Consider the following 25,944-nt stretch of genomic DNA (forward strand, 5'->3'; position numbering starts at 1 on the left):
GCACGGAGGTGGTTACATGGACATATGGACAATCATTTGGGTTTTCCTATTCATCTCTTTATTTAGTACAGGAGGATTTGGCATTCTCAATCTCTTTAATATCTTTTGTCATAAGGATGCCGAGGCCCATTATTCAGTTGATATTCAACGAAAGATTAAGCATATGTATATTATGGTGCCGGCGCTCAACGAAGTTAATGAAATTGAAGTCACCGTCACTCGGTTACTGCGGGCAATGAGCCCCCTTCCGTGCAAGACGACTTTAATTATCATTAACGATGGTTCAGACGATGGCACCGATATTAAATTACAAAGGTTCGAAGGCAATAACCGGGTACACATCCTGACTCGGAAACTACCGCACGCCCGCGAAGGCAAGGGTAAGGCGCTTAACGATGGCCTGGATTGGATTACAACCCAGACTCATGACTTTAAAAATACCGTTGTCGGCGTGATCGATAGCGATTCAGAACCAAGTTTCAAAATTCTATTGAACATTTTTAATGGTTTCACCCATTCTGATTATGACTTGCTTCAAACTGGGATTTCGATCAGCAACATTCATAATTTCCTGACTCTGATGCAGGAATTTGAATTTGGTGTTCCCAACTTTTTGCAGCAGATTATCCGGATGGACTGGGGTAGTGCGATTGCATCCGGCAATGGTCAGTTCATGACCTTGGAAATGGCCACTCAAATCAAATGGAACAATTCACTCCTCGATGATTTGGAATTCAGTATCAATGGTTTGTTGCATGGCTTTAATGGCGGGTTTCTCGCCAACACCTTCATGCCTCAAGAAGGTGTCAATCAATACAAACCGTTAATTAAACAACGTGTCAGATGGTGTCAAGGCGGGATGCAGTGTCTCAAGCGATATGGTAAACGAGTCTTCTCCTCCAAGAAAATTCCACCAAAGCTAAAAACTGATTTAATCATCTTTATGATCCTGCCGTTTTTCTCGATGCTGTTTACGTTTAGTTCATTCTTAGCAACCATCGTGATGGCTTACCATTTGATTGCCTTCCCTCGAAAGACAATGTTGGCGGCCGGAACGGTACTGTTGTTGGGGATGCTGATTACTTATTTGATGATTTTTGTCGCTAATCGATTGATGCGCCAGTCAGGTTATCACTTTAATTACCGGGATGTTGTTGTCATGATTGAAGGTAATCTGCTTTATTCATGGATGTTGACACCCGTTGCCTTTATTTCATTTTATCGGCTGATGACCAACCGCAGTGACTGGGCGAAAACTGCTCACGAAAGTAAGACCGCTCGGAAACCGCTTCACAGTACTATTCCCAAAACTACGTTGTTTGGTAGACCTTACGAAGCGACCAGCGCCGAAGATGGGGCGGTGAGACGATGATCGTTAAGCAGCCAAAACTCATCAAGATCACCTATTTTTGCGTTACGGTGTTAGCAATCATCGCAACTGGCTGGCTGCTTGCCGGAACGGTGACCGGGTATTACAAATTTCCGTATGATACGTTTCACGCCAATACCAATCAACTGATTGGGGCCATCTTTGGCAGCCTGATCTTCTTGATGCTTTTGTGGTACTCGGCGAAATGGTTTGCGACTCGATTTACTGGCTGGCTGCTGCTGTTTCTCAGTGTCATGTCAATTCCCAAGATCATCATGATTTACTCGTTTCGATTGAACCTCATCTCAGACATGTGGAGCTATAACGTCTTGGGTGGATCCAGAGCCAATGGTGATAGTTGGCAGTGGTTATACCATGTGCGTGCACTCGATTTGGACAGCATTTTTCCACATGTGATTCACATCGGGAACTTTTATCACTATTTATATAAAGTCGTTGTAAATTCACCAAAAGTAGTTCAATGGTTCAACATTGGGATTAGCGTTTTGAGTGCGATTTTAATTTTGAACATTGTCAGTTACTTTTTTAATCGTCAAACTGGCATGTTTGCTGCATTGACATTCTTTTTTCTGCCAACTTGGTATATTTATACCACTCTTCTGGGAGCCGAGCCCGTCTGGCTGTTTGCACTACTCATGAGCATGTCTTTACTGAATCGGCTGGTGACTTATCGATCGTTAAAAGACCGCCATTTTTGGATAGATGCGGGTTGGATAGTTGTTGCGTTGTACTTTGCTCAAAATATTCGGCCATTATCAATGGTGATTGTGATCGCATATGGGTTGTTTGTCTGGTTCAAATTCAAAGAACCGCTGAAGCGTCATGAACACCCGAAGGCAGTCTGGGTGCCTCGGATTGGTATTTTAGCAGTCGTGTTGGTATTTTTCGGGCTGACTCAAATTGAGCCTAAAGTTGACCAGTTCGTTTATGGTGTGCCAATTGCGAAGTCTTCGATCGGCCAAGAATATACATTGGCAACGGGAACAACTATTAAAACCGGTGGCATGTGGTCCTCAAAACTGGTTAAGAAGTTGGAAAAGTATAATCATGATCAGACGCTGACACCTGCCCAAAAATTCGCAGGTTTTGATCAAGTTCTCAAAAAGCAGTTGAAAGCCAACACAGAGGCCTTAACAAAGAATGGTAAGTGGAAGGACTTCTTGTTTCGAAAAAATGAGATTTTGATGCAGCCAGACTATGGCCCAGTCCTTTTTTGGAACAATACTCGTAAACCCAATTACATGTGGGAAGACCTCACGCCATTTGAGATTGGCACACTGACAAATTTGGTAACTGGTTTTCAGATAGCTGTCCTGATACTAGTGTTGATCGGCATGCTGCCACAATTGGTGTCCAGAATGGATGATTTATCTGGAATTCATGAGAAAAATGGTGTGTTCGTCAATGAGATCGTGATGATTGGGATGACGCTGATCTTCATGGCCGTTGAGGTGCAAAGTCGTTACCAGGTGGCTTTCTACATTCCTTGGATGATGATTAGCAGCCTGGGGATGAGCTACGTGGTTCCGAATTTCTCACTTAAAGAGAAGCCATCACATTCTGAAATCCCAGTATCAGTTAAAAATTAACATTCTTAATAAGTAGCAGGAGAAGCGCTAGATAGGCGTTCCTTCTGCTTTTTTGTCACTGATTAACAAATATTTACAAAAAAGTCTTAACATGGTTTGAAATGAGAATACAATGAGAATATAATGTTTTTTAAATGAAATAATAATAACACCATTTATCAATTTTTAATGGTCATACATAAATACATTTTCAAAAGGAGATATTCACGTGGTTGAGACAAATACAGACCAATTCTTGAACATCAAAAATGTCAGCACCGCGTTCAAGATTAATGGTCAATACTATGATGCTGTTTCAAACGTCAACCTCGAAGTGAAACATGATGAGATTTTAGCAATTGTGGGGGAATCCGGTTGTGGGAAAAGTACGTTGGCAACGACGATCATGGGACTCCATGATCCGGAAGAAACCAAAATCTCGGGGGAAATTGATTTTGAAGGAACCGACTTACTAAAGTTGGATGAAAAAGGCTATAACAAGGTTCGAGGTGCCAAGATTGGCATGATTTTCCAGGACCCACTGTCTGCTTTGAATCCATTAAAACGAATTGAAGATCAAATTCAAGAAGTCATGGTCTATCACACTAAGATGACCGAAAAAGAGCGTCATGCTCGGGTGATTGAACTGCTGAACCAAGTTGGGATTGAGGATCCGGATCGAACGGCTCACCAATTCCCCCATCAATTGTCCGGTGGGATGCGGCAACGGATTATTATCGCCATTGCGATTGCCTGCAAGCCAGATTTGATTATTGCTGACGAACCAACCACTGCTTTGGACGTGACCATTCAAGCCCAAATTCTGGACGTCCTTCGCGATATTCAACGAGAAAACCACGCCGGCATCATCTTGATTACCCATGATTTGGGTGTGGTTGCCGAAACTGCCGACCGGGTTGCCGTTATGTACGCTGGCCAAATTGTCGAGCAGGGAACGGCTTCACAAATTTTTAATGAACCTAAGCACCCTTACACCCGCTCATTGTTGCGGTCAATGCCACAGCGAGATAACGAAAGCGATGACCTTTACGTGATTCAGGGCATGGTGCCTTCACTGCAGAAGATGCCTAAGCAAGGAGACCGATTTGCACCACGGATTCCTTGGATTCCCGCATCAGCACATGAAACTGAACCGAAAATGCACGATATTGGTGACAATCACTTAGTCCGATGCACCTGCTACAAAGACTTTTATTTCCCAGATCAAGTAAAGGAGGGCGCCGGTCATGAGTCTAATTGAAATTAATGACTTGAAGGTTCATTACCCAATTCGCGGCGGCTTCTGGAACCGAATCGTTGATAACGTCAAAGCGGTCGACGGCGTCACCTTCAATATTGAAGCCGGTGAAACATACGGTTTAGTTGGTGAATCTGGTTCCGGTAAATCAACCACTGCCAAAGCCATTATTGGTTTGGAAAAGGCAACTGCCGGAACAGTTATGTATAACGGTAAGGATGTCACGAAAGCTGAAAATCGTCGCAAACTCGATTACAACCGTGATGTTCAAATGATTTTCCAAGATTCACTCTCAAGCCTGAATCCTCGCAAACGAATTGAAGACGTGATTGCAGAGCCATTGCGGAACTTCGAACATTTGGATAAAGAAGAAGAAAAGCTCCGAGTTCTACAATTGCTCGACATTGTTGGTTTGGATGCCGATGCGTTATACAAGTATCCTCATCAATTCTCAGGCGGCCAACGTCAACGGATCGGGGTTGCCAGAGCCGTGGCGACCCATCCCAAATTAATCATCGCTGACGAACCGGTTTCTGCCTTGGACCTTTCCGTTCAAGCACAGGTTCTGAACTTCATGAAGAAGATTCAGCGACAATTTGGCATTTCATATCTATTCATTTCCCATGATCTCGGGGTGGTTCGTCATATGTGCAAAAACATTGCCATTATGACCCGCGGCCGGATTGTGGAAGTGGGAACTCGAGAAGACATTTACAATAATCCAATGCACATTTACACCAAGCGTTTGTTAGCGGCAATTCCCGAAACCAATGTGAATCACCGAGAAGCGCATCGCAAGCACCGTTTGGAAATCGAAAAAATTTATCAAGAGCAGCAGGCCACATACTATGATCAAGACGGCATGGCATTTCCACTCGTCAAAGTTTCACCAACGCACTCGGTGGCACTGCCACCTGAGTTGGCCAAAAAATTCGAACAACAGTCTGAGAGTAAGGGGGTAAATGTCTGATGTGGAAAACAATTTTACGCCGGGTCTTGATTATGATTCCGGAACTGATTATTTTGAGCATTCTGGTTTTCCTGCTCGCAAAGGCAATGCCTGGGGATCCATTTACCGGATCAATCAACCCCCGAGCCGATCCTGCCCAGATTCACCATTTGATGGAAATCCATGGTCTGTATGATCCTTGGTATCAGCAGTATTGGAACTGGGTTGTCCATTTGTTCCACGGTGATTTGGGGATGAGCTATGAATATCAGGAACCAGTTGTTGATTTGATTCAACAACGTGGTGCCAATACTTTATGGCTCGCACTGTTCACGATGGTCCTCACCTATGGAATTGGCTTGCCGCTTGGGATGTACGCTGCCCATCACGAAGGCAAACTTCAAGACACTTTGGTACGTGTATATACATATGTCACAATGTCGATTCCATTCTTCGTTGTTTTGGTTATCGGAATCTGGATCTTCGGTTATGCGTTGAACTGGTTCCCAACCAGCGGCTCGGTTTCCGCGCAGGCAAGTGGCCTTGGTGGGACGATGTTGTCGCGACTTGACCACATTATCTTACCTGGATTGCTGGGGGCATTGTTCGGAACTGTGAACATCGTCCAGTACCTGCGTTCAGAAGTGATTGACGCCAAACATTCCGACTATGTCCGGACAGCCCGTTCAAAGGGTGTCCCAATGAAGGATATTTACCGTCACCACATCTTCCGTAACTCACTGTTGCCAATCGCCGCATTTGCCGGTTATTCAATCACTGGCTTGCTTGGCGGTTCGATCTTTACCGAAATGGTCTTCTCTTATCCTGGTATGGGGCTCTTATTCTTGAACGCCATCAACTTCCGGGATTACACCGTTATCACCGCTTTGGTTCTACTATATGGCTTCCTGAACTTGTTGGGAACTTTGCTGTCAGACATCGTCTTGAGCATTGTTGACCCACGAGTTCGGGTTGAGTAGGGGGTGCTGAGATGAAACGAGATATTGCAGATGCAACAAGCATTTCAAAAGAAGATCTTGCTAAATTAACCAAGGAAGCTAACGAAGAAGCCACTCCCTCACGGATGAAAATCATGTGGGGCGAGTTCAAGGCTGACAAACCAGCTTTGGTTTCACTATTTCTCTTGGTATTCTTTATTTTATTCGTCATCATTGCATCAGAATTCATTGATGTCCCAAAGATGATGGAAACCAATATCATGGGTTATTACAACAAGCCGTTTAGTTCCGATTATTGGCTAGGTGCAGATGCCGGTGGCCGTTCAATTGCCAAAGAGTTAGTTGTTGGTTCACGAAACTCAATTTCAATTGCGATTGGTTTGACGATTATTTCTTCAACATTTGGTATCTGCTGGGGCCTGGTTTCCGGGTACTTCGGCGGTATGGTCGACCTCGCAATGCAGCGTGTCTATGACTTTATGATGATTATCCCAATGCTGATGACGATCATTGTTATCGTCACCATCATTCCCCATTACAACGCCATCACGTTGACTTTGATTCTGTCCATCTTCTATTGGATGGGGACTTCTCGACTGATCCGTTCACGGACCTTGGCCGAGTCGCAAAAGGATTACGTGGCCGCCTCGAAGACTTCCGGTACCAGCAACTTCAAGATCATTTTCAGAGAAATTATGCCAAATATTTCTTCATTGATCATTGTTGATACGACGTTGTCATTCGCTGAAAATATTGGTGTTGAAACCGGACTTTCATTCTTGGGCTTTGGCCTGCCAATGGGAACCCCATCACTTGGTACTTTAATCGCTAATGCCAATGATCCTGAAAACATTACCCAATACTGGTGGACCTGGCTGCCCGCCGCTATTGAAATTATTATTTTATGTCTGTCAATCAGTTACATCGGCCAGGTAATGCGTCGAACCACCAACGCTGCTCAACGCCGCGGTCAAGATCAAAAGTAAGAAATAAGCATTAAAGGAGATGATGCGGTTTTTGCAGTTTGAGGTGAGATTTTGTTGGTAGTCAGATTCAAATATAGATTTGGAGGGATGTTTTATGAGCAAAAAGAAATGGCTCACAGCCGGAATTGCGATGCTGTCAGTGATGACTCTCGCTGCCTGCTCTAATAATAAGAGCAGCGAATCAGGCGCTGGTAAGCATGTATCAATGTCAGCTACATATAGTGGTCCTGGAAAGGCCACCACAGCAGGAAATAACAGCACTTTGAAAGTTGCCGAAGTAAATGATGCACCATTTGCAGGTATCACCGCACCTACGTTAGCATCCAACGCTGAAGATCAGGATGTCTTTGCACCTGGTGGCGAAGGTAACCTGTTCAATGTCGGCAAGGACTACAAGATCATTGATGGTGGCCTTGCAAACCAGAAGATTAGCCGTAGTGCTAAGACCATCACCATTACTTTACGTAAGGATGCTAAATGGTCAAACGGTGCCAAGGTAACTGCCAAAGATGTTGAATATCCATATGAAATTATCGGTAACAAGAACACCACTTCACAACAATATTCCGCAGATTATGCTGAAATTAAAGGGATGGCTGCTTATCACGCTGGGAAAGCCAAGACGATTTCTGGAATTACCTTCCCAGATGGTCAAAATGGTCGGACAGCAGTTATTCATTACAGCCACATGTCTCCTTCAATGAAGTATGCTGGGAACTCATTTGTTTGGACAACTGTTGAACCATACGAATACTACAAGGGTATTCCAATTGCCAAGTTGGCTTCATCAAGCAAAGTTCGTAAGAACCCAATCTTTGTCGGCCCTTACAAGCTTGATAAAGTTGTTCAAGGTGAATCAACTAGTTGGTCTCCAAACAAGTATTACTATGGCAAGGCACCAAAAGTTAAGCACATTACCATTCAAGTTGTTTCAACCAACAACGCATTGGCAGCATTTAAGTCAAAGAAATATGACTTCGCTGCCGGTGGTGCCAACTCAGTTATGCCATCCAGCCAATATCCTAAGTTCAAGAAGTTGAGCGATTACGGAATTGCCGGCACTCCTTCAATGGGATATGGCTACTTTGGCTTTAACGTTGGTCACATGGACACTAAGACTGGTTTGAATGTCATGGACAAGAATTCCAAGATGGCTAACAAGAGTCTTCGTCGGGCCATGATGTATGCTGCTAATGTCAATGCCGTTGAGAAGAAATTTGGTAACGGTGTTTCATGGCAAGCCAATACTTTGATTCCACCTGCATTTAAAGATGTTTATGATGCCAAGAACCCTGGCTTCAAGTACAACATGAAGAAAGCCAAGTCACTTCTTGATAAAGCTGGATACAAGAAGGATGGTAAATGGCGGACTGATCCAAATGGTAAGAAGCTGGTTATTCACTTCGGTGGAATGCAAAGTTCAGCTGCTACCGAAGCTGAGTATCAGTTCTACCTGCAACAATGGCACAAGCTTGGTTTGAACGTTAAGATGACTGGCGGCAAGCCAATGGAAATGAACAGTTTCTATGCAACTTTGCAGAAGCCAAAACAAACTTCTATTGATGTTTTCTTGGCCGCATGGTCACTTTCAACCGAACCAACCCCAACTCAAATCTATGGTGTTGATGCACCATTCAACATGGGTCACTTCGCAACTAAGAAGAACACAGCGTTGATGAAGAGTTTGAACAACAACAAGGCATGGAACGCCAAATACCGTGCTCAACAATACAAGAAGTGGCAGCGATACATGAACAGCCAAGCTGCTTATGTTGCTGAAGACTTCAGTATGGCTTGGAGCCCAGTTAACAAGCGTGTTAAGGGTTACAGTGTTGCCCCAACTAACAACGAATTCTGGAGTAACTTGTCCCTTACTGCTGCAAATCCTAAATAAGTTTGAATTGAATCTAATCCAATCTTGATAGATTTAAAGAAACATCCCGCAAACCTCAATTGGCTTTTGGGATGTTTCTTTGTATAAATAACCGATCAGATCCAACCTGTAACATTCTTGACATATTCGGCTGAAAAGTATACACTCGCAATAGTTAGATAGTCGGAGATGTTCTTTGGGCGCCTCGCAAATTGCGCCCTTTACATAATATTCCAGGCTGGTAATTGGGGGATTATTCAGAACGGGTTTGCTTCGACCAACATCATATTGATCACACAGAAAGAAGTTGGGAAGAATGAAGACAGTTAATCGTTGGCTGGTAGGAATCGCCAGCTTAGCATTATTTGTGTCAGCAACACCAGTTACTCAAGCAGCATCCGCCAAGAAATCTGCCGGGAAGGATCCTTACGGAATTCAAAAGATTCTCAAGCAGTTAACGGCTAAGAAGAAAATGTCTCCGAATAAGCAGGTTCAGTTGGACATTGTTTTGAAGCCACAAAATGAGGATCAGATTACCAATCAGATTTATGCGGTGAATACACCGGGTAATCCGAATTTCAAGAATTTCTACACACCGCAGCACTTCCGGGACCAATTTGGCCAGCCGGCAAGTGTTACTGGTCAATTCAAACCATTTTTGAGTAAGTATCATTTGAAGTCGAGTACCTTTTCCAATGGCTTGATCATCAAGGTCAGCGGGAAAGCGAAGGATATTAACAAGGCTTTCGCAACGAACCTGCAGACGGCGACCTATCACTCCAATCCAGTTCAGTTTTCATCAAAAAAGCCAGTAATGCCGACTAATTTGGCCGATAAAGTGTTGACGGTTCTGGGTATTACCACCTTTAACCAAGCCGGTAGCGGTTTGGTTTCCAGCAAGGCTAAGAGCAAGACGCCAACTGGCAAAATGAGCACCAAGGATGCGCCAAGCAAATTTGTTAATCACTACAATCTGAAGCCACTATATGACAAGGGCTACCAAGGCCAAGGTCAAACTGTGGGAATTATTACCTTTGCCGGCTTTAAGAAGAGCGATGCTGAAACCTTCTGGAAGGGCGAAGGCATCGACGTTAAGCCAAACCGATTAAGCGTGAAGAAGATTGCTTCACCAGCTTCTAGCTCCACTGGTTCCACTGGTCAGTTGGAAACGACTTTGGACGTTGAGCAATCCGGTGCGATTGCACCCCAGGCAAATGTTCGTGTCTACCAGGCCAACTGGAGCGATGTAGGGATGACGAATGCCTACGCAACCGCATTTGATGAGAACAAAGCCAGCTCGCTTTCAATGAGTTGGGGCATGAATGAGTATGTGACTCACTATTTGAATCAAAAGAAATTGCTGACACCAGTTTATGGTCAGGCTATGAGCTTGTTAATGGCGCAAGGGGCCCTTCAAGGGATCTCAACTTTCGTGGCGTCAGGTGATTCAGGTGCTTACGGAATGGGTGTTGGCGGGACATTCGGCCCAATCAACATTCCAAATTACAGCACCTATGCCGATTTCCCAGCTGATAACCCGTGGGTCACTTCGACTGGTGGAACCACGTTGCCATTTACCAAAGATCTTGGCGGTGGCGTGAAGATTTCCGTCGATAAAGAACGAGCTTGGGGTGCCGACTACTTGTACAAAGCATATGCTAAGCATCGAAAGGCTTTCCAATCCAGCTTACCGGCAATCCAGATGTTGTTTAGCGCTGGCGGCGGTGGTATCAGTAAGCTCTACGATACCCCCGCGTACCAGCAAGGCGTTTCCGGGGTCAATACCTTTAATGCCCGTCAGTATCTCTCTAACTTGATGCAGCCAAGTCCTAACCCGGTTCTGGTTAGTGGGACGCAATACGGCCGGAATTATCCCGATGTATCGGCAAATGCTGATTCCTTCACCGGTTACCAGATTTACACCAAGGCAACTGGTTGGAAGACAGTTGGTGGTACCAGTGCCGTTGCACCGCAATTTAATGGTGTGACTGCTGTCTTCAACAGTGGCAAGGGAACTCGAATGGGTTTCTGGAATCCACAACTTTACGCATTGGCACAAGATCCAGACAAGACACCATTTACAGTGCTTGATAGTGATAGCAACAACTCGAACCTGTATTACGTGGGCCAACCTGGTAAGCTTTATAACCAGGCAACCGGACTGGGTACGGTGAACTTTGAGAAGTTGTATGATAATTACAAATAACAATTAAAATGAGGAGTTACTCTGGTGAGTAGTTCCTTTTTTGTAGGCTGACAATCGCTTCAAAGCCGTGTAAAGTAAAAACAAACAGTTAGGATTGGAGTGAGGTTGATGAGCAACAAAGTGAATAGTGGGGATGCATGCGCATTACCATCTCAAAAGAAGGAAATTGCATTGTCCCAGAAATTTTCAACCGGTGAACTGTCTATTGAACCGAACCGGTATCATTATGTTTGGGCCAAGTTCTGTCCATGGGCAACCCCAGGGGCCATCATGATTGATTACACGGGTTTGAATCAGGTCATTTCAAAATTTTCGATTTATCCATTGCGCCACGCCGGAATCGCTGATGATTGGTTCTTTGGTAAGAACGACGATGATGAGGATTCGCTTCTGCACACCACGAGATTATCAGAGAACTACAAAAAGACCGTTCCGAATTTTTCGGCACGGCCAACGGTTCCGGCATTAATTGATTTGAAAACGGGCGGTGTCGTCAATGATTCTTCCCTTGATATCATGACGGAACTGGCTGGTAACTGGAAAAAATATTTTGCCACTGATGTACCCGATGTGTATCCGGATAGTTTGAAGATTGACATTGATCAGATGAACACTCAAATTATCACGGATATTACTTCAGTTCCGGGCAAAATCAGCGAGGTCGATTCACAAGCTGAATATGAGATGTTATTTAACCAGTATTTTGATCGATTGGACAAGTTGGATGCCCGGTTGGCTGATCAAAGATTCTTGATGGGTGATCACATAACACTGCCCGACTTTTGGCTGGTGGTCAGTTTGATTCGCTTTGACTTGGTGTTTTACTTCAAGAACAAGTTGAACAAGAAACGTTTGGATGAGTATCCAAATTTGTGGCGTTATGCGAGAGAGTGTTACCAGATTCCGGCGTTTAGGCAGAATACGGACTTCAACGTAATTAAGCAGTTCTTCTTCCAAACCAGTGATAATCCGGTGACGTCGTTTGATCGTGTGATTCCGGTGGGACCTGATTTGGATAGATGGGAGGAATAAATGATGGAAAATAATGATGAAAAGAAAGTGAACATTTGGGAGACTCAGAGTGCTCAGAAATATGATTTTCGGAAAGATCTTGAGAACCTTGAGTTTGTGGAAGAAAAGCGGGTTGGCAAAGAACTTTGAATAGATTACTCGTTACTAATCGTCACCTTCCCAATCATATGATTCGTTTCAACCAGCTCGGTTGCTTTCTTTAAGTTGGCAACATTGATTGGCTTAAACGTTTTGGTCACGGTTGGGTGAATCACGTGTTTATCCAAGAGTTCGGCAACTTTGTCTAAAATCTCATGTTGGGTAATCATGTCGTCAGTGTGATAATAAGATTTGGTGTACATCCACTCCCAGTTAAATGAGGCAGATTTTTTGGTGAGCCGTTGCAAATCAATTTTGCGATGGTTTTCGGTGATTGCGGCAACCTTTCCTTGGGGTCGAATCAGCTCCGCAATCTCATTCCAGTGGCCATCAATGTCATTTAGATTCAGAATGTAGTCCAGGTAATGGAAACCAAGTGCACGAACTTCGGTAACCAGGTTCTTGCGGTGGTTTGCGGTGTAATCGGCACCGTTTTGTTTAACCCATTTGATGGTTTCAGGTCGAGATGCAGTTGCGATGACTTTAAAACCCGCCATGTGTGCTAATTGGGTTGCAATGGAGCCCACACCACCAGAGCCGTTGATAATCAAAATAGTTTTATTAGCGTTTTGTTCCTTGTCAGCTGGGTCAATTTCCAGGCGCTCGAACAATGCCTCCCAAGCAGTCAGACTTGTCAGTGCCATGCCACCAATATCGGCTGCCTTCAAAGTGGTTGGTGCGTGACCAACTATCCGCTCGTCAACGAGTTGATACTGGCTGTCAGAACCGGGACGGATGAAGGAACCGGCGTAAAATACCTTGTCGCCGACGTTGAATAAGGAAACATGTTTGCCAACTTGAGTGACTGTGCCATAAGTATCCCAGCCAATCACCTTGGGCTGTTCGAGTTTGCCGTGACCGCTGCGCACACCAATGTCGACGGGGTTCACCGAAGTCGAGATGATTTTGACCAGCAGATCGTGGCCTTCCGGGGATGGCACATCCTCGGTGAATTCTTGGAAACTGTTTCGATCAGAAATGGGTAGGTGCTCTGTAAAACCGATTGCTTTCATTTTTGTCATAAGTGTTACTCCTCTCGGGATTTGACTCTAGTTTAGGCTGGGTGGGGAAGAATACAAGTAGTGAATTTTTTGTTACTAGATGACAAAGCAGTCCTAACCTAGTGCTTGAAAGTTATGTGTCAAATAGCTATTATTGATACAAGTAACAAGTACACTTGGACTATTCATTTTCATATCCATGACTTCAGAGAACATTAATCAGATGATGGTACTCTGTAAATCATTCCACAAGATGCAATATTTGTTAAAAACTTTTGCACGATACTTTAAGTAATTGATCGGAGACTTGATGAAAAAATGGCAAGATGATCGTATTGGTTCGGCAATCAGTGGAAATAATCCAATGGTTATGGCCGAACTTCCTGGTGGGTTTGCAGTATACGGTGATGTTCAGTTTCTACCAGGATATTCTGTTCTGCTACCAAAAAAAGATGTAAATTCTTTGAATAATCTGAGTATGCAGGACCAAACAATTTTTTTACAAAGTATGAGTTTTTTGGGTGAAGCAGTTTTGAAAGGTACTAATGCAACTCGCATTAACTATGACATTCTTGGAAACACAGATAATTTTTTGCATGCACATGTTTTTCCGAGATACGCAACAGAGAATACTGAATATTTATCAAAGCCTGTCTGGCTGTATCCCTCTACATATTGGTCAGATAAGAGATTTCAGTATAATCCTAATCGTGATGACGTAATTCGGAAAAAGATTACTAAGGCACTAAATGAATTCCTTTAGGAATATTTCAAACTAGACAAAGATACCCTATAACAGTTTGCATCCGGCAAATTGTTGTAGGGTATCTTTGTTTAGACTTATGTTGAATAACTTGACTACTTGAATGCCACTCTTTTGAACGACGTAAACTATTTGATGTCAAAAATACTAAGTTTCGTGACTAAATCCTCCCTATTATCCAAGACGTTTAACACTTGAACTTCGTGCAGGGAATCATTCACTTGGTAAAAGATTGTATTTCTTTTGGTATGAAGATAGCTAAATCCATCAAGATACTCCAAAATATTTTTGGCGGATTGCCCTTTGTTTGGGAATACACCTAGTGAACTGATGGTCTTCAATAAATCATCCATCACCCTTTTTCTGACGTTCGGCCCAAAGTTATCTCGCAAATAATTATTAATTACCTCTAGCTGTACAGATGCATCATCCGAAATGACTACTTCGTAACTCACTTATCCAAGTTCCTAGCCACATCATCAAACTTGTGAAATGGTCCCTTTTGTGCTTTTTGCAATCGATTCAATAATTCCAGGCCTGCTTTAAGCTTATCATATTCTTCTATATCAATGATCGCATATTTTCCTCGACCATTTTTTGTTAGAAACAGTGGATTATTTGCCTTAACATCGCTTAAGAGCTTATTATAGTTTCTTAAATCTGATACTGGTTTAATATTAATCATCAACTTTCTCCTCCTTGTCGAACTTGCTACATATATTATACAATATCTTACGACTAATTTGCAGCAAGCGAATAACTCGGATTACTGTTTTTGTTGGTTGTTTTTGTAAAATGTGTAGTTAAGGCAGGCCGTTATGGTATACTCATTGGCAAAAAGTTTCCCTTCAAGAAAAGAGGCAGGATGAATGCAGACAGATCTCGGCTCAGTCATTAAGGATGAACGTAAGCGGCAGCATCTAACTCAAAAACAGTTGGCAACAGGTATTTGTTCACAACCAATGCTTTCCGGAATCGAAAAAGGAACTTACACACCTAATGCAAAGTTATTGATTGCATTATGTAATCGACTAAAAATTAGTCTAAATAAGATTAGCCTTGCACAAAACTTTGCCATCGGCACTTCAGATAATTTGAATCAACGTTTAGCTAGCCTATGCAATGCTCATGATTACCAAAGGTTGCTTGCTTTTCTAGAACGGCAGGAAGTGTTAGACCATATTGAAACTGATGAACAACTGCAGGCTTACTATTACTATCATGGAGTGGCCAATTTCCAAATAAACGATTCTATTACTGATGCTGAAGATGATTTCAAAATGTCTTTAACAAATGCGAGGGAAACCGGGAACTCAGTCTTAACACGACTTGGACATGTATCCTTAGCAGTGGTTGAAGCCAAACTCGGTCACAGAGACGCCACAGATAAATTAGTCAACGAATCTCTTGAGGGCATTCATAATATTAATTACGAAGAAGATCTCAACATTATTTTTTATCTGTCTGGTTTCTTATTCTTTGAATTACAAAGATGGGATGACGTGATCGATATCGTGCTTAAAGGAATAGATTTTGCCACGGAGCACAATTCACATTACATGCTGGCAAATCTATATCATATACTTGCTAGAGTTGCCGACCTTAAAGAAGAAGAGAATCTCCGTAATGAAGCTGAGACTAGAGAGCGCACGTTTGCGGAATTGTTTCATGAAAAACCATTTGACCGATTTTAAATATTAGTATTCTTATTGTGCATAGCTTGTCTAAATTGGTAAGGTAAAGCCATCAAATATATGGAGGCGTTATCTTATGAAAAACCAAATTTTTATCAATTTTATTGATGTTCATGCGAATGTGCAGAATGTGAGAAAAGTAATCGCAAATCCGGGTGAACTTCTCAAATGGGTTCCGGAAATTAGTTCCATTGATTCTGATCAGTCATTATTCACAGTTCATCGTGCAAAAGGTGCCCTGAATCATTTTGAAACTATTCAGGTGGAGAATAAAGGTGACAAGATTATTTATCGTAGTACTAAAGGTCGGTTAGAATATGATCTTGAATTCCAGATTGAAAGTGGAGATAGTTTGACTCAGGTTATGGAAACCCTTTTTGTTGATACGGAGCACACGAAAATTCCGATTAAATTACTTGCACCGATTGCTAAGCATGCTTTTTCAGAAAACTTAAGTAATCTAGGAAGAATAATTGAATCGCAGACAGTGAAATAAGAATATTTATCCATCGTATAAGCCAACCAGATTGTGGATTGGCTTTTATATATGCTAGTAAAAATTTTACGAGTTTCTGTTAGAACTCCCCTAGGAAGTAAGCGAACAAGCTCATATACCCACTCCCTGCTCTAGTAGTGCTATGATTATTTTGTAATCCAAAATACAATTCGCTCAGAGGGGAGCAGATGTTATGAATCGATGGGTTAAACGATCAATCTTAGTTGGGGTTGGATTCTTGAGCGTGGGTGTCAGCTACCAAGCGGCTCAGGCAAAAGATGACAATCCAATTGGCGATACATATAGTGCTGAAACTTCGCCAAACTTATTTAAGCCGACAAAAGTCAAGGCCAATACCGAGACATCCTTTGATATTGTCCTCAAGCCACGCTGCCAGCAGGCCATGTTGCAGGATGCATTGGATGTGAATACACCTGGAAATCCGAATTTCAAGAAATTCCTGACACCGAGTGCAATTCGTGATAAATATGGTCAGTCCACGTCCGTTACGAACAGTTGGAAATCATATCTGGCCAAGCATCATTTGAAATCATTTGTGTACGATAACGGTCTTTTGATCACAGTTACTGGTAAGGTCAAGTACATTGATAAGACGTTTAAAGTTGACATGAACAAGGCAACTTATCATAGTAATCCGCTTCAATTTGGTAAGCATGCGCCGGCAATTCCAAGTGATCTTGCCAACAGCGTGTGGACATTATTAGGCATGGGGACGCATAATCCAAAATTTGTCTTCCCAAATGCCAGCAGTGCCATTTCAAAATCAGTGGATAACACATACGCATTCTCTGGTTATACCAAGCAATTCGTTGATCATTACAATGTCCAGCCACTCTACGATCAAGGCATGACTGGTAAAGGCCAAACGGTTGGGATCATTGGTTTTGGTGCGATTAAGAAGAGTAATGCCTACAATTTCTGGAAGCATGAGCACGCCAGCACAGATATGAGCCGTTATACGGTTAAAAATGTGCCAAGCACAATGATGGCTTCCAACATGGTCAGCAAAAATGATGCCGAAGCGACGATGGATGTTGAATACGCCGGGTCAGTGGCACCGCAAGCCAATATCCGTTTGTATTGGAGCCATAACGCAATTCCAACGGTGATGAATATGGTCAACGCCTATTCCACCGCATTTAATGAAAATCGAGTTAGTTCAATTTCCAGCAGTTGGGGACTTGGGTCTAGCTCACTCTTAACAATGTTAAAGAATCGACAGGTCCTTTCACCCGATTATCTGGAAGTTTTGGATACGATTCTTGCACAAGGTGCTTTGCAGGGAATCTCTGATTTTAGTGCTTCTGGCGACTATGGTTCCGTACCTTACCAAACCACAGGCGTTTCTGGAACGCATGCATTGAGAGATCGTTCCGCCAATGCTGTTCCACCGATGGAATCCAACCCTTGGGTCACTTCAGTAGGTGGCACCACGTTGCCATTCTCGAAGAATTTTGGAACCTCACATAATCCGGGGTCATTACCATTTGGAAAAGTCTCAGTCGCTAAAGAACGGAGCTGGGGTGTCGATTATCTCTGGCCTGCCTTTAAGAATTCCGGCCTGTTGGCACAACTCCCAGATCTGTTAAGCATGACTGGTGCTGCTGGTGGTGGTGGCTTCAACAAGCTGGTCGCCACACCGCAGTATCAAGAAGGCGTTCCGGGTGTGAATACATTTAATGCGCGGAATTACCTATCAAATCTCAACCAGCCAATGATGGACTCTGATTTATTGCACGGTACCAGCACTGGTCGGAATTACCCTGATGTTGCGGCCGATGCTGATGAGATGACTGGATACAAGATTTATTATCCAGTGGACACACTTAAATGGGTAGCCTCAGGCGGTACCAGTATTGCCTCACCACAAATGGCTGCGATGGCTGCTGTCATTAACAGTCAACCTGGGCGTCAACGAATGGGCTTTTGGAATGGGCAGATTTACAAATTGGCTCAGCAGTCTAATTCACCATTCCATCCAATGAACGACACAACTGATAATTCGAACCTGTATTACACCGGCCAACCAGGTACGGTCTACAATCAGGCCAGCGGTTTAGGAACGATTAATTTTGCCAAATTAGCACAAGTCTATCAATAGATCGGTTCGCAATTTTGCATCACCAATAGATTTCTGGTAAACTACTCCCAATTGCGTTTTTGCAAATGAAAGGATAGTTGTATGAAATTTACCAAAACATTATCATTCTTGGCTGTTACACTTGGTGTTGCGATCGTTGCTACCGAAGCTCAGCCAGCACAAGCAAAGGCTACCAGCCACGCCGTTCCAAAGACGCTCCAGGGAACTTGGTTTGGCAAATATCACGATGACCTATTTGGCAATGTGCCGGTTAAATACCGCCTAACCAAATATTCATTCCTTCAGGGCTCATCGAAGAAGTCTGAGCAACAAGATGCCCGAACTTATTATGCGAACGTCAAAAAGTACAGTTCAACTAAGAATAAAAGTTATCTCTTCACAGTTGCCAACAAGGCTAACAAGCATGGCTACTGGAAATTAACCTTACTTTCAGAGAACCAGCCGGTTTACTTGAAACATGTGAAGCATAATGGCAAGACCGCTTTGAAGATGTATTACAAGTCTAGTGATACTAACAAAGCGCAGACCAGTTATTTCTATCATAAATAATGATTGAGAACATCATTCCGACACGAAATTCGGGATGATGTTTTTTATTTTTCGTTATAAAAATTAAATTTGACATTACTTTCGATTTTTGATGAAATAGAGGTCAATAAATTGGTATGATGTAGTTAGAGATATCGCTTTCATTTAGGCGGTATGATTACACCAAATAAAACTGATAGATTGTGAGGAATTTATATGAGTAAAATTTCTATTCAAGGCAGTTTGGAGACCGAACAGATCGAAGGCAGTTATTCCGATGTTGAGAAGAAGATTGTTGCAGAACTGGATTCAGCTCAAGTGAAGGATGGTAAGAAACCATTTTCTAAGATCGCGGACGAGGTGGTCATCGAACCTTATAAGGACGGTTCTTACTCGTATCACGCAATGTTAACGGAAGCAGCCAAGATGTATGATCTATCACCAGAGATTCAAAAGGATGCTAATGTGTCGGAGGATTAGAGTAGTATTTCGCTCTCGGTGTTGGCATCTGGCACAAGGGACACGTCATGACTAGATAAACAGCATCTAGAAAGGATATAACTCCAAACAGATTCTTCCTACAAAAACACCAAGACTAGGCTGAGACAAAAGTGGGAACTTTTGCCTCAGCCTCTTTTGGTGGTTCCATTATTACATAGAAAAAACGTGCTCAAATCGGCTGATCCCGGCCGTTTAATGAAATAAACCAACCATTCCAGGACCGGGAATAATTGGTTTATTCCATTAAACTCTGGGATCAAAGCGCCTCTCTTCGCACTCTGGTCTTTTTTAATGTGATAGCAAACCTTCATCAAACATACTATAATAATGTTTACTAGAAATTATAGAAAGTGTGCGTCTCTCCATGAATAAGAAAATCATGTCAGGTTCCTTCTGGCTATCGTTTGGTAGTATCTTTTCACGGGTACTCGGCATCATTTATTTGATTCCCTGGCTGTATATGATCGGTTCACCGGAGCACAAGAGCGTCGCCATGGCGCTGTTTAATGCGTCTTATAACCCTTATGGCTTATTCATTGCCTTGGGAACTGCTGGCTTTCCGTCAGCGATAGCCCGGCGGGTGGCGATTTATAATGGTCAAAATAAATTTTTGAACTCACGTCAACTGGCAAAAGTTGGCTCATTTGTCATGCTGCTGTCTGGAATTCTCTGTGGGGCAATTCTGTGGTTCATTGCACCGCTGATTGCTAAAAATAGCCCTGTGGTTTCCACTCAGAGCGCGATTACTTCCATTCGAGTATTGGTACCAGCAATTGTCATTCTACCGTCTATGAGCAGTATTAGAGGGTGGTTTCAAGGCAACCAGGATTTAAAGCCGTATGGGGTATCCCAACTTTGGGAACAGTTCATTCGGATTGTCTTTATCCTGGCCTCGACCTATGTTGTGATTAATGTTCTTCACCGCAGTTATATCGAAGCCGTTTACCTTAGTGTGATGGCGGCGTTTGTCGGTGCCGTAGCCAGCTATATTTACCTTGCACTCTATTATCGGAAACAAACCGCCAACTATGCCGAACTGGCAAAGAAAAGTAAGCCTTTTGATTTAACCAGCATTAAGAAAATTTTTACGATGATTGCCTATGAGTCTATTCCATTCGTCATTGTGGGATCCGGGATCACCTTGAGCCAGTTGATTGACCAGTTGTTTTTCAAACAGGTCATGCAGGGTGTCCAGCATTTTTCAGCTGAATATACCCAATACATTTACACGTTGTTTTCGGCCAATCCGACTAAGATCACCACGGTGGTAGTTTCGCTGGCTCTGGCGGTTGCCGAAACGACCTTGCCACTGTTGGCGAATAGTCAGGCTTCTAAAAAGGCGGACGTTGGTGATTTAATCTTTCAAAATGTGAACATGCTAATGTTTGTACTGTTGCCGATTGTGACGATTCTATGTGGGCTATCGTATGAAACCAACGGGATCTTCTTCTCGTTTAGCGTGCTGGGTGGCAAGTATTTGGCTGCCAACATTCTCCAAAGTTTGATGTTGGGTCTCGCCATCAATGGGTTGACCTTGCTTCAAGCCCTGCATTACAGTAAAAAAGCAATGTACTATCTGGTCGTTGGGCTGGTTGCCAAACTATTGTTCCAGATTCCGCTGGTCATTTTACTGCAGGGATTTGGGGCGATTATTTCCACCGCCATCGGCTTTGGCTTCATTTGTTTGCTGAGTTACGGCGAAATTATGTACGAATTCCATGTGCCATTTAGTAAACTCAAGGTGAGCGTTTTGGTGAACCTATTGTTCTTCGCAATCGTCATGGCGTTAACTTGGGGCATTCACCAATTCATCCTGCCAAGTCGATTGATTCCAGCATTCTTGTACTGTGTCGTATTTGGTTTGATGACCCTGGAAATTTATATTTTCATGGCCAACCGCACTGGTCTGTCCGACACAATGTTTAATCATAAGCTTGGGTACAAGTATTTTAGATATAAGCATTTCCAGTAGATACATTTAAAAAAGTGAAAAAAGGATTCAACTATGTGCCAGTTGGCGTTGGTTGAATCCTTTTTATGATAAACGCATATAAGTTTCGTATTTATTGACGTCTTTGAATGGCAGACTTTCAAAAATCTTCATGTCGAGTTTACTATTCGTCGCAAATTCGCCGGTCAAGGTGCGGTAGTGGTCTTGTAGCCATTTCAATTGCTGGTTCAGCAGCACATTCAGCGAGTCAGCATAGTTGGCAGACATGATGCCAAGAGTGGCGGTGCCCTGATCAAGTTGATAAAGAAAGCTGAACGCGGTAAGAGTATCATTTTGATCCATGACCGCAAATGGGGCATCTACTATTTGGTTATGGGAGATCAAGGCCTGCCAATCATCTATGGGGACGCCGATGGCGGGATTGAAGGTTGGTTTGCCACTGTATTCGGCCATGCTTTTCTGTAAGACGTGTTGATACAAAGCAGCGTCTGAAGAAATCTCGGCAAATGTCTTCACAGCCTGACTGGTTGAACCTTGACTTAACGAGAGACCCCTCATCTCAAGATTTGCCGTAAATGTTGACTTTACCAACTGAAACTGCCGCCTTGTCAGCCAGTTGTTGAAAGGATGTTGAGGTGCATAATCTCTGGTAATCATCCGATCGTCAGAAAATTTCCAGGCTAATTTTTGGATATCACCCAAGACCCGTTTAAATAAAATCGGCTGTTCGGTGGCTTTGGGGTCCACATACACGGCAAAATTCAATGCATTGGGATGGAGTTTATTGTGCCAGAACACCGAAGTGGCGTCGATTTGGCCATGGGGATGGTACACTTTGACGTTGTCAGGGTACGTCCGCATCGCCATGAAGATTTCATGTTCATTTTGGGGCGCATGTGGGATGAATTCAGTTTTATTAGGTAAAATTGGTCGCATGAAGTGCCTCGATTATTTGAAAGGATTGTCGTGGAGCAGTTTGGTGTAGAAGCCGATCTCATGGAAGGCTTCTTGGAGACGTTGTTCAAAATGGTCACTGTTGGCTGCGTCTGTGATTAGCTGGCCATCTTTGGTGAAGTTATCATTTGCGTTCCAGAGCAACACGGGTGTTGGCAGAACGATCATTTTGAGCATCTGTAAGATTTCGACAAATGATTCAGCCGCGAGCATACCACCGTCACTGTAATAAGAATACGTCACGATTTGGATGGGTTTGTGGTCAACTTCGGGCCCGACATAATCGAGGGCATTTTTCAAAACACCTGGGATTGCGTGATCGTATTCAGGTGTCAGAATAACAAAGCCATCATTGTCTTTCAGGTGATCCAACCACTTTTGCTCACCGGATTTTAAATCAGTGATGGGATTGGACAGCGGTGTTTCATCATGGTGATAGAAATCCAGTGGAAAGTCCTCCAATCGCATCCAATCGTATGTGATTTGGTCGGAGCTTGGGAATGTAGATTTTAAATATTTGAAAATAGATTCTCCGAGTTTACTGCGGACGGATCCTAAAATGACAGCAATTTTTACCAATATTGTGTCCTCCAGTTATAGAATTCTTCATTCATTTTAGTATATCATGCAGTAAGTGCATTGAGGCTGCTTCTAAAATGATAAATTATGGGTACATTTTTCTGAAGGGGCCTTTTAATGGATTCCTTTTGCCGACCATATTGTACTCGTGGTATAATAAAAACATAAAAGGAAGCCCCATTGTAACAGGACTTCCCCTTGTGGAAACCGTTTAAGACGGTAGCACATTCTTAGTTAATGAATAACCGCGAACTCGCTAAAGTTATGGGCGGTTATTTTTTTGGCCAAATTTTATCAGATCTACAAAGTATAATTACACCGGATTTGTTTTGGAAATACTATATAAATTTAGAAAATAATTCATAAAAAATTCCCCGTGCATTCATAGCACTGGGAATTTTTTTATACATGGGCTTCTTCAGTTTGGGCTTCATCAACAGCTGCCCGAATTGATTGCGTATACTTCTCAATCGCTTGTGGGGCGTTTTGCTTTTGTTTGGCGACGATATCCACAATGGCGCTGCCGATAATCACGCCGTCAGCAATACCAGCCATTGCTTTGGCCTGCTTAGGGGTATGGACCCCAAAGCCAATCGCAGTCGGCACGTCGGTGTATGACTTAATTTCGGCAACCAAATCCTTCAAACCATTGAAGAATTCGTTCCGCTCACCGGTGATCCCCAACGAGGAAACCACGTAGATGAATCCAGAAGCCGCCTTGGCAATCTTTTCAACCCGGTGGCCGGAAGTTGGGGCGATCAATGGAATGATGTCGATGTCATATTTATCGGCGGTTGGCACGATGTCCTCGCGACTTTCATATGGCATATCAGGAATGACCAGACCGGAAACGCCGAGTTCCTGGCATTTTTGACAAAAGGCGTCGTATCCATATTTGAAGACAATGTTCAAATAAGTCAGGAAGACAATCGGGACATTGGTTTGTTTGCGGGCGGCTTCAACGATCTCAAAGACAGTTTTAGTCCGGACGCCGGCATCAAATGCACGCAGGTCCGCCGCTTGGATGACACCGCCATCCGCGATTGGATCTGAGAAGGGAATGCCAATTTCAACGATGTCTGCGCCACCTTCGGCTAATGCGATGATGTTGGCGACTGTTGTATCAAAGTCGGGATCGTCAGCAACGACAAACGGAATAAATGCTTTATGATTTTTGAAAATTTCTGATAAATTACTCATCGATATCGACTCCTTTGTATTTGGCAATGCTGGCAACATCCTTGTCACCACGTCCAGACAGGGTGCAGACAATAATCTGGTCTTTGGACATGGTTGGGGCAATTTTTTCAACGTAAGCGACCGCATGACAACTTTCGATTGCGGCAACGATGCCTTCTTGGCGAGCAATGTATTCAAATGCCTGAACCGCTTCATCGTCAGTGATGCCAACATATTGGGCACGGCCTTCTTTGGCGAGAGCAGCGTGTTCAGGACCGACACCGGGGTAATCCAATCCTGCTGAAATTGAATAAACCGGGTTGATTTGGCCGTCTTCATTTTGTAAGAACAATGATTTCATGCCGTGGAAAATTCCAACCGTGCCTCGTTCAATCGTAGCGGCAGTTTTGTCACTGTTGACACCTTTGCCAGCGGCTTCAACACCAACCAATTTAACACTAGGGTCGTCGATATAATCTGCGAAACTGCCGATGGCGTTACTACCGCCACCAACACAGGCAACGACCATATCTGGCAGCGTATTTTCTTTGGCTTTGAGTTGTTGCTTGGATTCTTTACTAATGACACTTTGGAAATATTTGACCATCTCAGGGAATGGATATGGTCCAACGGCTGAACCCATCACGTAAAAGGTGTCTTCGGAACGACTTGCCCATTCCTGCAGAGTGGCGTTGATAGCATCCTTGAGAACCATTGAGCCGGTGGTAACGGGATGCACTTTCGCACCCAATAACTCCATCCGGTAAACGTTCAATTTTTGCCGGTCGGTATCCTCTTTACCCATGAAAATTTCACAGTCCATGCCGAACAATGCGGCGATGGTGGCAGTTGCGACACCATGTTGGCCGGCACCGGTTTCGGCGATTAGACGTTTCTTACCTAAATGTTTAGCGAGTAACGCCTGACCGATAACGTTGTTAATCTTATGGGCACCGGTATGGTTCAAATCTTCTCGCTTAAGGTAGATCTTGGCACCACCAAGGTCTTCGGTCATGTTTTTGGCGTAGTAGAGAAGCGATGGCCGGTTGGCATAGTTGATTAATAAATCGTGTAATTCGGCTTGGAAGTCGGGATCATCTTTCAAGGTATGGAAGGCTTTGTCGACTTTCTCCAGTTCAGTCATTAAGGTTTCAGGGATGTATTGGCCACCGTATGTATCGGCGAAAATTCCTGGCCGTTTAGTTGTTTTTGATTCAGTTAAATTTTTCATAGGACATATTCCTCTTTCGCATTTTTTATAAAATTCATCATTTTTGTTGGATCTTTTTTACCATCAGTTTCGACTCCGGATGATACATCGACAATGTCTGGGTTGACCATTTGGACTGCTTGACTGATATTGTCAGGATTCAAGCCGCCTGCCAGAATCATTGTTCGATCAATGTGGGGAATTGATTGCCAATTCAGCACTTGACCGGAACCTTTGCCGCTGTCGACCATTAAATAGTCGGCGGAGGATTGGGGATCGATGGCTTTTCGTTCAAAAACTTGGATGACTTTGAGACCCACCGCCTGTAATGTAGCAATTTCATCAGGGGTGCTTTTACCGTGGAGCTGGGCGATGTCGATTGCACCAGCGCGGTAAATGGCCAGGATTTCCGCAATTGACTCGTTCACGAAGACGCCAATTTTTTTGATATCAGGATTTAAATTGATTTGTAATTTAAGTGCCGTTTCTAATGAGACAAAGTGTCGGCTGGGAGCGAAGACAAACCCGGCGAAGTCAGCACCTGCTTCATTAACAGCTTGGATATCTTCGGGTCTCATGAGGCCGCAAATTTTTACTTTAACCATGG

Annotated in this window: 25 protein-coding genes; 17 read left to right on the plus strand and 8 right to left on the minus strand. The window is 43.4% G+C overall.

Features of this window, described 5'->3' with window-relative positions:
* Nucleotides 1–16: 16 nt before the first annotated feature.
* The 10 genes from FD05_RS03510 to FD05_RS11890 all read left to right on the plus strand — a co-directional run bounded on the left by FD05_RS03510 (nt 17) and on the right by FD05_RS11890 (nt 12,350).
* On the plus strand, nt 17–1,372 hold the full coding sequence (locus FD05_RS03510; protein ID WP_039933182.1) for a glycosyltransferase family 2 protein: 1,356 nt from the start codon (nt 17–19) through the stop codon (nt 1,370–1,372).
* The gene (locus FD05_RS11765; RefSeq protein WP_020281771.1) at nt 1,369–2,979 is read left to right on the plus strand and encodes an integral membrane protein; all 1,611 of its coding nucleotides are present in this window, start codon (nt 1,369–1,371) and stop codon (nt 2,977–2,979) included. The genes FD05_RS03510 and FD05_RS11765 overlap by 4 nt, the downstream gene beginning before the upstream one ends.
* A gap of 208 nt (nt 2,980–3,187) precedes the next feature.
* Complete coding sequence (locus FD05_RS03520) at nt 3,188–4,219, plus strand: ABC transporter ATP-binding protein (protein ID WP_020281772.1); 1,032 nt, start codon at nt 3,188–3,190, stop codon at nt 4,217–4,219.
* Nucleotides 4,206–5,186, plus strand: coding sequence for an ATP-binding cassette domain-containing protein (locus FD05_RS03525; protein ID WP_020281773.1), 981 nt, complete (start codon nt 4,206–4,208; stop codon nt 5,184–5,186). Before FD05_RS03520 ends, FD05_RS03525 begins: the two co-directional genes overlap by 14 nt.
* Nucleotides 5,186–6,145: an ABC transporter permease gene (locus FD05_RS03530; protein WP_020281774.1), complete on the plus strand. Its 960-nt coding sequence runs from the start codon at nt 5,186–5,188 to the stop codon at nt 6,143–6,145. The genes FD05_RS03525 and FD05_RS03530 overlap by 1 nt, the downstream gene beginning before the upstream one ends.
* An 11-nt stretch (nt 6,146–6,156) precedes the next feature.
* Nucleotides 6,157–7,110, plus strand: a complete 954-nt coding sequence (locus FD05_RS03535) for an ABC transporter permease (protein WP_020281775.1) — start codon at nt 6,157–6,159, stop codon at nt 7,108–7,110.
* Between the two features lie 94 nt (nt 7,111–7,204).
* Nucleotides 7,205–9,004 carry an oligopeptide ABC transporter substrate-binding protein gene (locus tag FD05_RS03540; RefSeq protein ID WP_020281776.1) on the plus strand — a complete coding sequence of 600 codons (1,800 nt, stop codon included), beginning with the start codon at nt 7,205–7,207 and terminating at the stop codon, nt 9,002–9,004.
* 295 nt (nt 9,005–9,299) lie between these two features.
* Entirely contained in the window at nt 9,300–11,189 is a 1,890-nt protein-coding gene (locus tag FD05_RS03545; protein ID WP_020281777.1) for a S53 family peptidase, read from the plus strand.
* Between the two features lie 108 nt (nt 11,190–11,297).
* Nucleotides 11,298–12,221, plus strand: a complete 924-nt coding sequence (locus tag FD05_RS03550) for a glutathione S-transferase C-terminal domain-containing protein (RefSeq protein WP_020281778.1) — start codon at nt 11,298–11,300, stop codon at nt 12,219–12,221.
* A complete protein-coding gene (locus FD05_RS11890) occupies nt 12,222–12,350 on the plus strand; it encodes a hypothetical protein (RefSeq protein ID WP_020281779.1) in 129 nt (42 codons plus the stop codon). It begins immediately after the preceding gene.
* Between the two features lie 5 nt (nt 12,351–12,355).
* Here the strand turns inward: FD05_RS11890 and FD05_RS03555 are convergent, their stop codons facing one another.
* On the minus strand, nt 12,356–13,372 hold the full coding sequence (locus FD05_RS03555) for a zinc-binding alcohol dehydrogenase family protein (RefSeq protein WP_039933221.1): 1,017 nt from the start codon (nt 13,370–13,372) through the stop codon (nt 12,356–12,358).
* Between the two features lie 298 nt (nt 13,373–13,670).
* On the opposite strand from FD05_RS03555, the gene FD05_RS03560 reads away from it, so the two are divergent.
* Nucleotides 13,671–14,123 carry an HIT family protein gene (locus tag FD05_RS03560; protein WP_039933184.1) on the plus strand — a complete coding sequence of 151 codons (453 nt, stop codon included), beginning with the start codon at nt 13,671–13,673 and terminating at the stop codon, nt 14,121–14,123.
* 128 nt (nt 14,124–14,251) lie between these two features.
* Here the strand turns inward: FD05_RS03560 and FD05_RS03565 are convergent, their stop codons facing one another.
* Both FD05_RS03565 and FD05_RS03570 read right to left on the minus strand, forming a co-directional pair.
* Nucleotides 14,252–14,578 carry a type II toxin-antitoxin system RelE/ParE family toxin gene (locus FD05_RS03565; RefSeq protein WP_039933185.1) on the minus strand — a complete coding sequence of 109 codons (327 nt, stop codon included), beginning with the start codon at nt 14,576–14,578 and terminating at the stop codon, nt 14,252–14,254.
* On the minus strand, nt 14,575–14,808 hold the full coding sequence (locus FD05_RS03570) for a type II toxin-antitoxin system prevent-host-death family antitoxin (RefSeq protein WP_020281782.1): 234 nt from the start codon (nt 14,806–14,808) through the stop codon (nt 14,575–14,577). The genes FD05_RS03565 and FD05_RS03570 overlap by 4 nt, the downstream gene beginning before the upstream one ends.
* Before the next feature lie 184 nt (nt 14,809–14,992).
* Here FD05_RS03570 and FD05_RS03575 point away from each other — a divergent pair, with 184 nt between their 5' ends.
* The 6 genes from FD05_RS03575 (at nt 14,993) to FD05_RS03600 (ending at nt 21,436) form a co-directional block, all read left to right on the plus strand.
* Complete coding sequence (locus FD05_RS03575) at nt 14,993–15,817, plus strand: helix-turn-helix domain-containing protein (protein WP_020281783.1); 825 nt, start codon at nt 14,993–14,995, stop codon at nt 15,815–15,817.
* A gap of 76 nt (nt 15,818–15,893) precedes the next feature.
* Nucleotides 15,894–16,313, plus strand: a complete 420-nt coding sequence (locus FD05_RS03580; protein ID WP_020281784.1) for a hypothetical protein — start codon at nt 15,894–15,896, stop codon at nt 16,311–16,313.
* Between the two features lie 193 nt (nt 16,314–16,506).
* Nucleotides 16,507–18,435, plus strand: coding sequence for a S53 family peptidase (locus FD05_RS03585; protein WP_020281785.1), 1,929 nt, complete (start codon nt 16,507–16,509; stop codon nt 18,433–18,435).
* Nucleotides 18,436–18,516: 81 nt separating this feature from the next.
* Nucleotides 18,517–18,984 (plus strand): hypothetical protein, encoded by a 468-nt coding sequence (locus tag FD05_RS03590; protein WP_020281786.1) that lies wholly within the window; start codon nt 18,517–18,519, stop codon nt 18,982–18,984.
* A 195-nt stretch (nt 18,985–19,179) separates the two neighbouring features.
* A complete protein-coding gene (locus tag FD05_RS03595; RefSeq protein ID WP_020281787.1) occupies nt 19,180–19,443 on the plus strand; it encodes a hypothetical protein in 264 nt (87 codons plus the stop codon).
* Nucleotides 19,444–19,828: 385 nt separating this feature from the next.
* Complete coding sequence (locus FD05_RS03600) at nt 19,829–21,436, plus strand: putative polysaccharide biosynthesis protein (protein WP_039933187.1); 1,608 nt, start codon at nt 19,829–19,831, stop codon at nt 21,434–21,436.
* Nucleotides 21,437–21,499: 63 nt separating this feature from the next.
* Here the strand turns inward: FD05_RS03600 and FD05_RS03605 are convergent, their stop codons facing one another.
* The 5 genes from FD05_RS03605 to FD05_RS03625 all read right to left on the minus strand — a co-directional run bounded on the left by FD05_RS03605 (nt 21,500) and on the right by FD05_RS03625 (nt 25,942).
* Nucleotides 21,500–22,351 carry a hypothetical protein gene (locus tag FD05_RS03605; protein WP_020281789.1) on the minus strand — a complete coding sequence of 284 codons (852 nt, stop codon included), beginning with the start codon at nt 22,349–22,351 and terminating at the stop codon, nt 21,500–21,502.
* Between the two features lie 12 nt (nt 22,352–22,363).
* A complete protein-coding gene (locus FD05_RS03610) occupies nt 22,364–22,948 on the minus strand; it encodes an NADPH-dependent FMN reductase (RefSeq protein ID WP_039933189.1) in 585 nt (194 codons plus the stop codon).
* Between the two features lie 402 nt (nt 22,949–23,350).
* On the minus strand, nt 23,351–24,148 hold the full coding sequence (trpA, locus tag FD05_RS03615; protein WP_020281791.1) for a tryptophan synthase subunit alpha: 798 nt from the start codon (nt 24,146–24,148) through the stop codon (nt 23,351–23,353).
* Nucleotides 24,141–25,358, minus strand: coding sequence for a tryptophan synthase subunit beta (gene trpB / locus FD05_RS03620; RefSeq protein ID WP_020281792.1), 1,218 nt, complete (start codon nt 25,356–25,358; stop codon nt 24,141–24,143). Before trpB ends, trpA begins: the two co-directional genes overlap by 8 nt.
* On the minus strand, nt 25,355–25,942 hold the full coding sequence (locus tag FD05_RS03625) for a phosphoribosylanthranilate isomerase (protein ID WP_020281793.1): 588 nt from the start codon (nt 25,940–25,942) through the stop codon (nt 25,355–25,357). The genes trpB and FD05_RS03625 overlap by 4 nt, the downstream gene beginning before the upstream one ends.
* Nucleotides 25,943–25,944 lie beyond the last annotated feature (2 nt).

Source organism: Lentilactobacillus otakiensis DSM 19908 = JCM 15040, assembly GCF_001434145.1.
GTDB lineage: Bacteria > Bacillota > Bacilli > Lactobacillales > Lactobacillaceae > Lentilactobacillus > Lentilactobacillus otakiensis.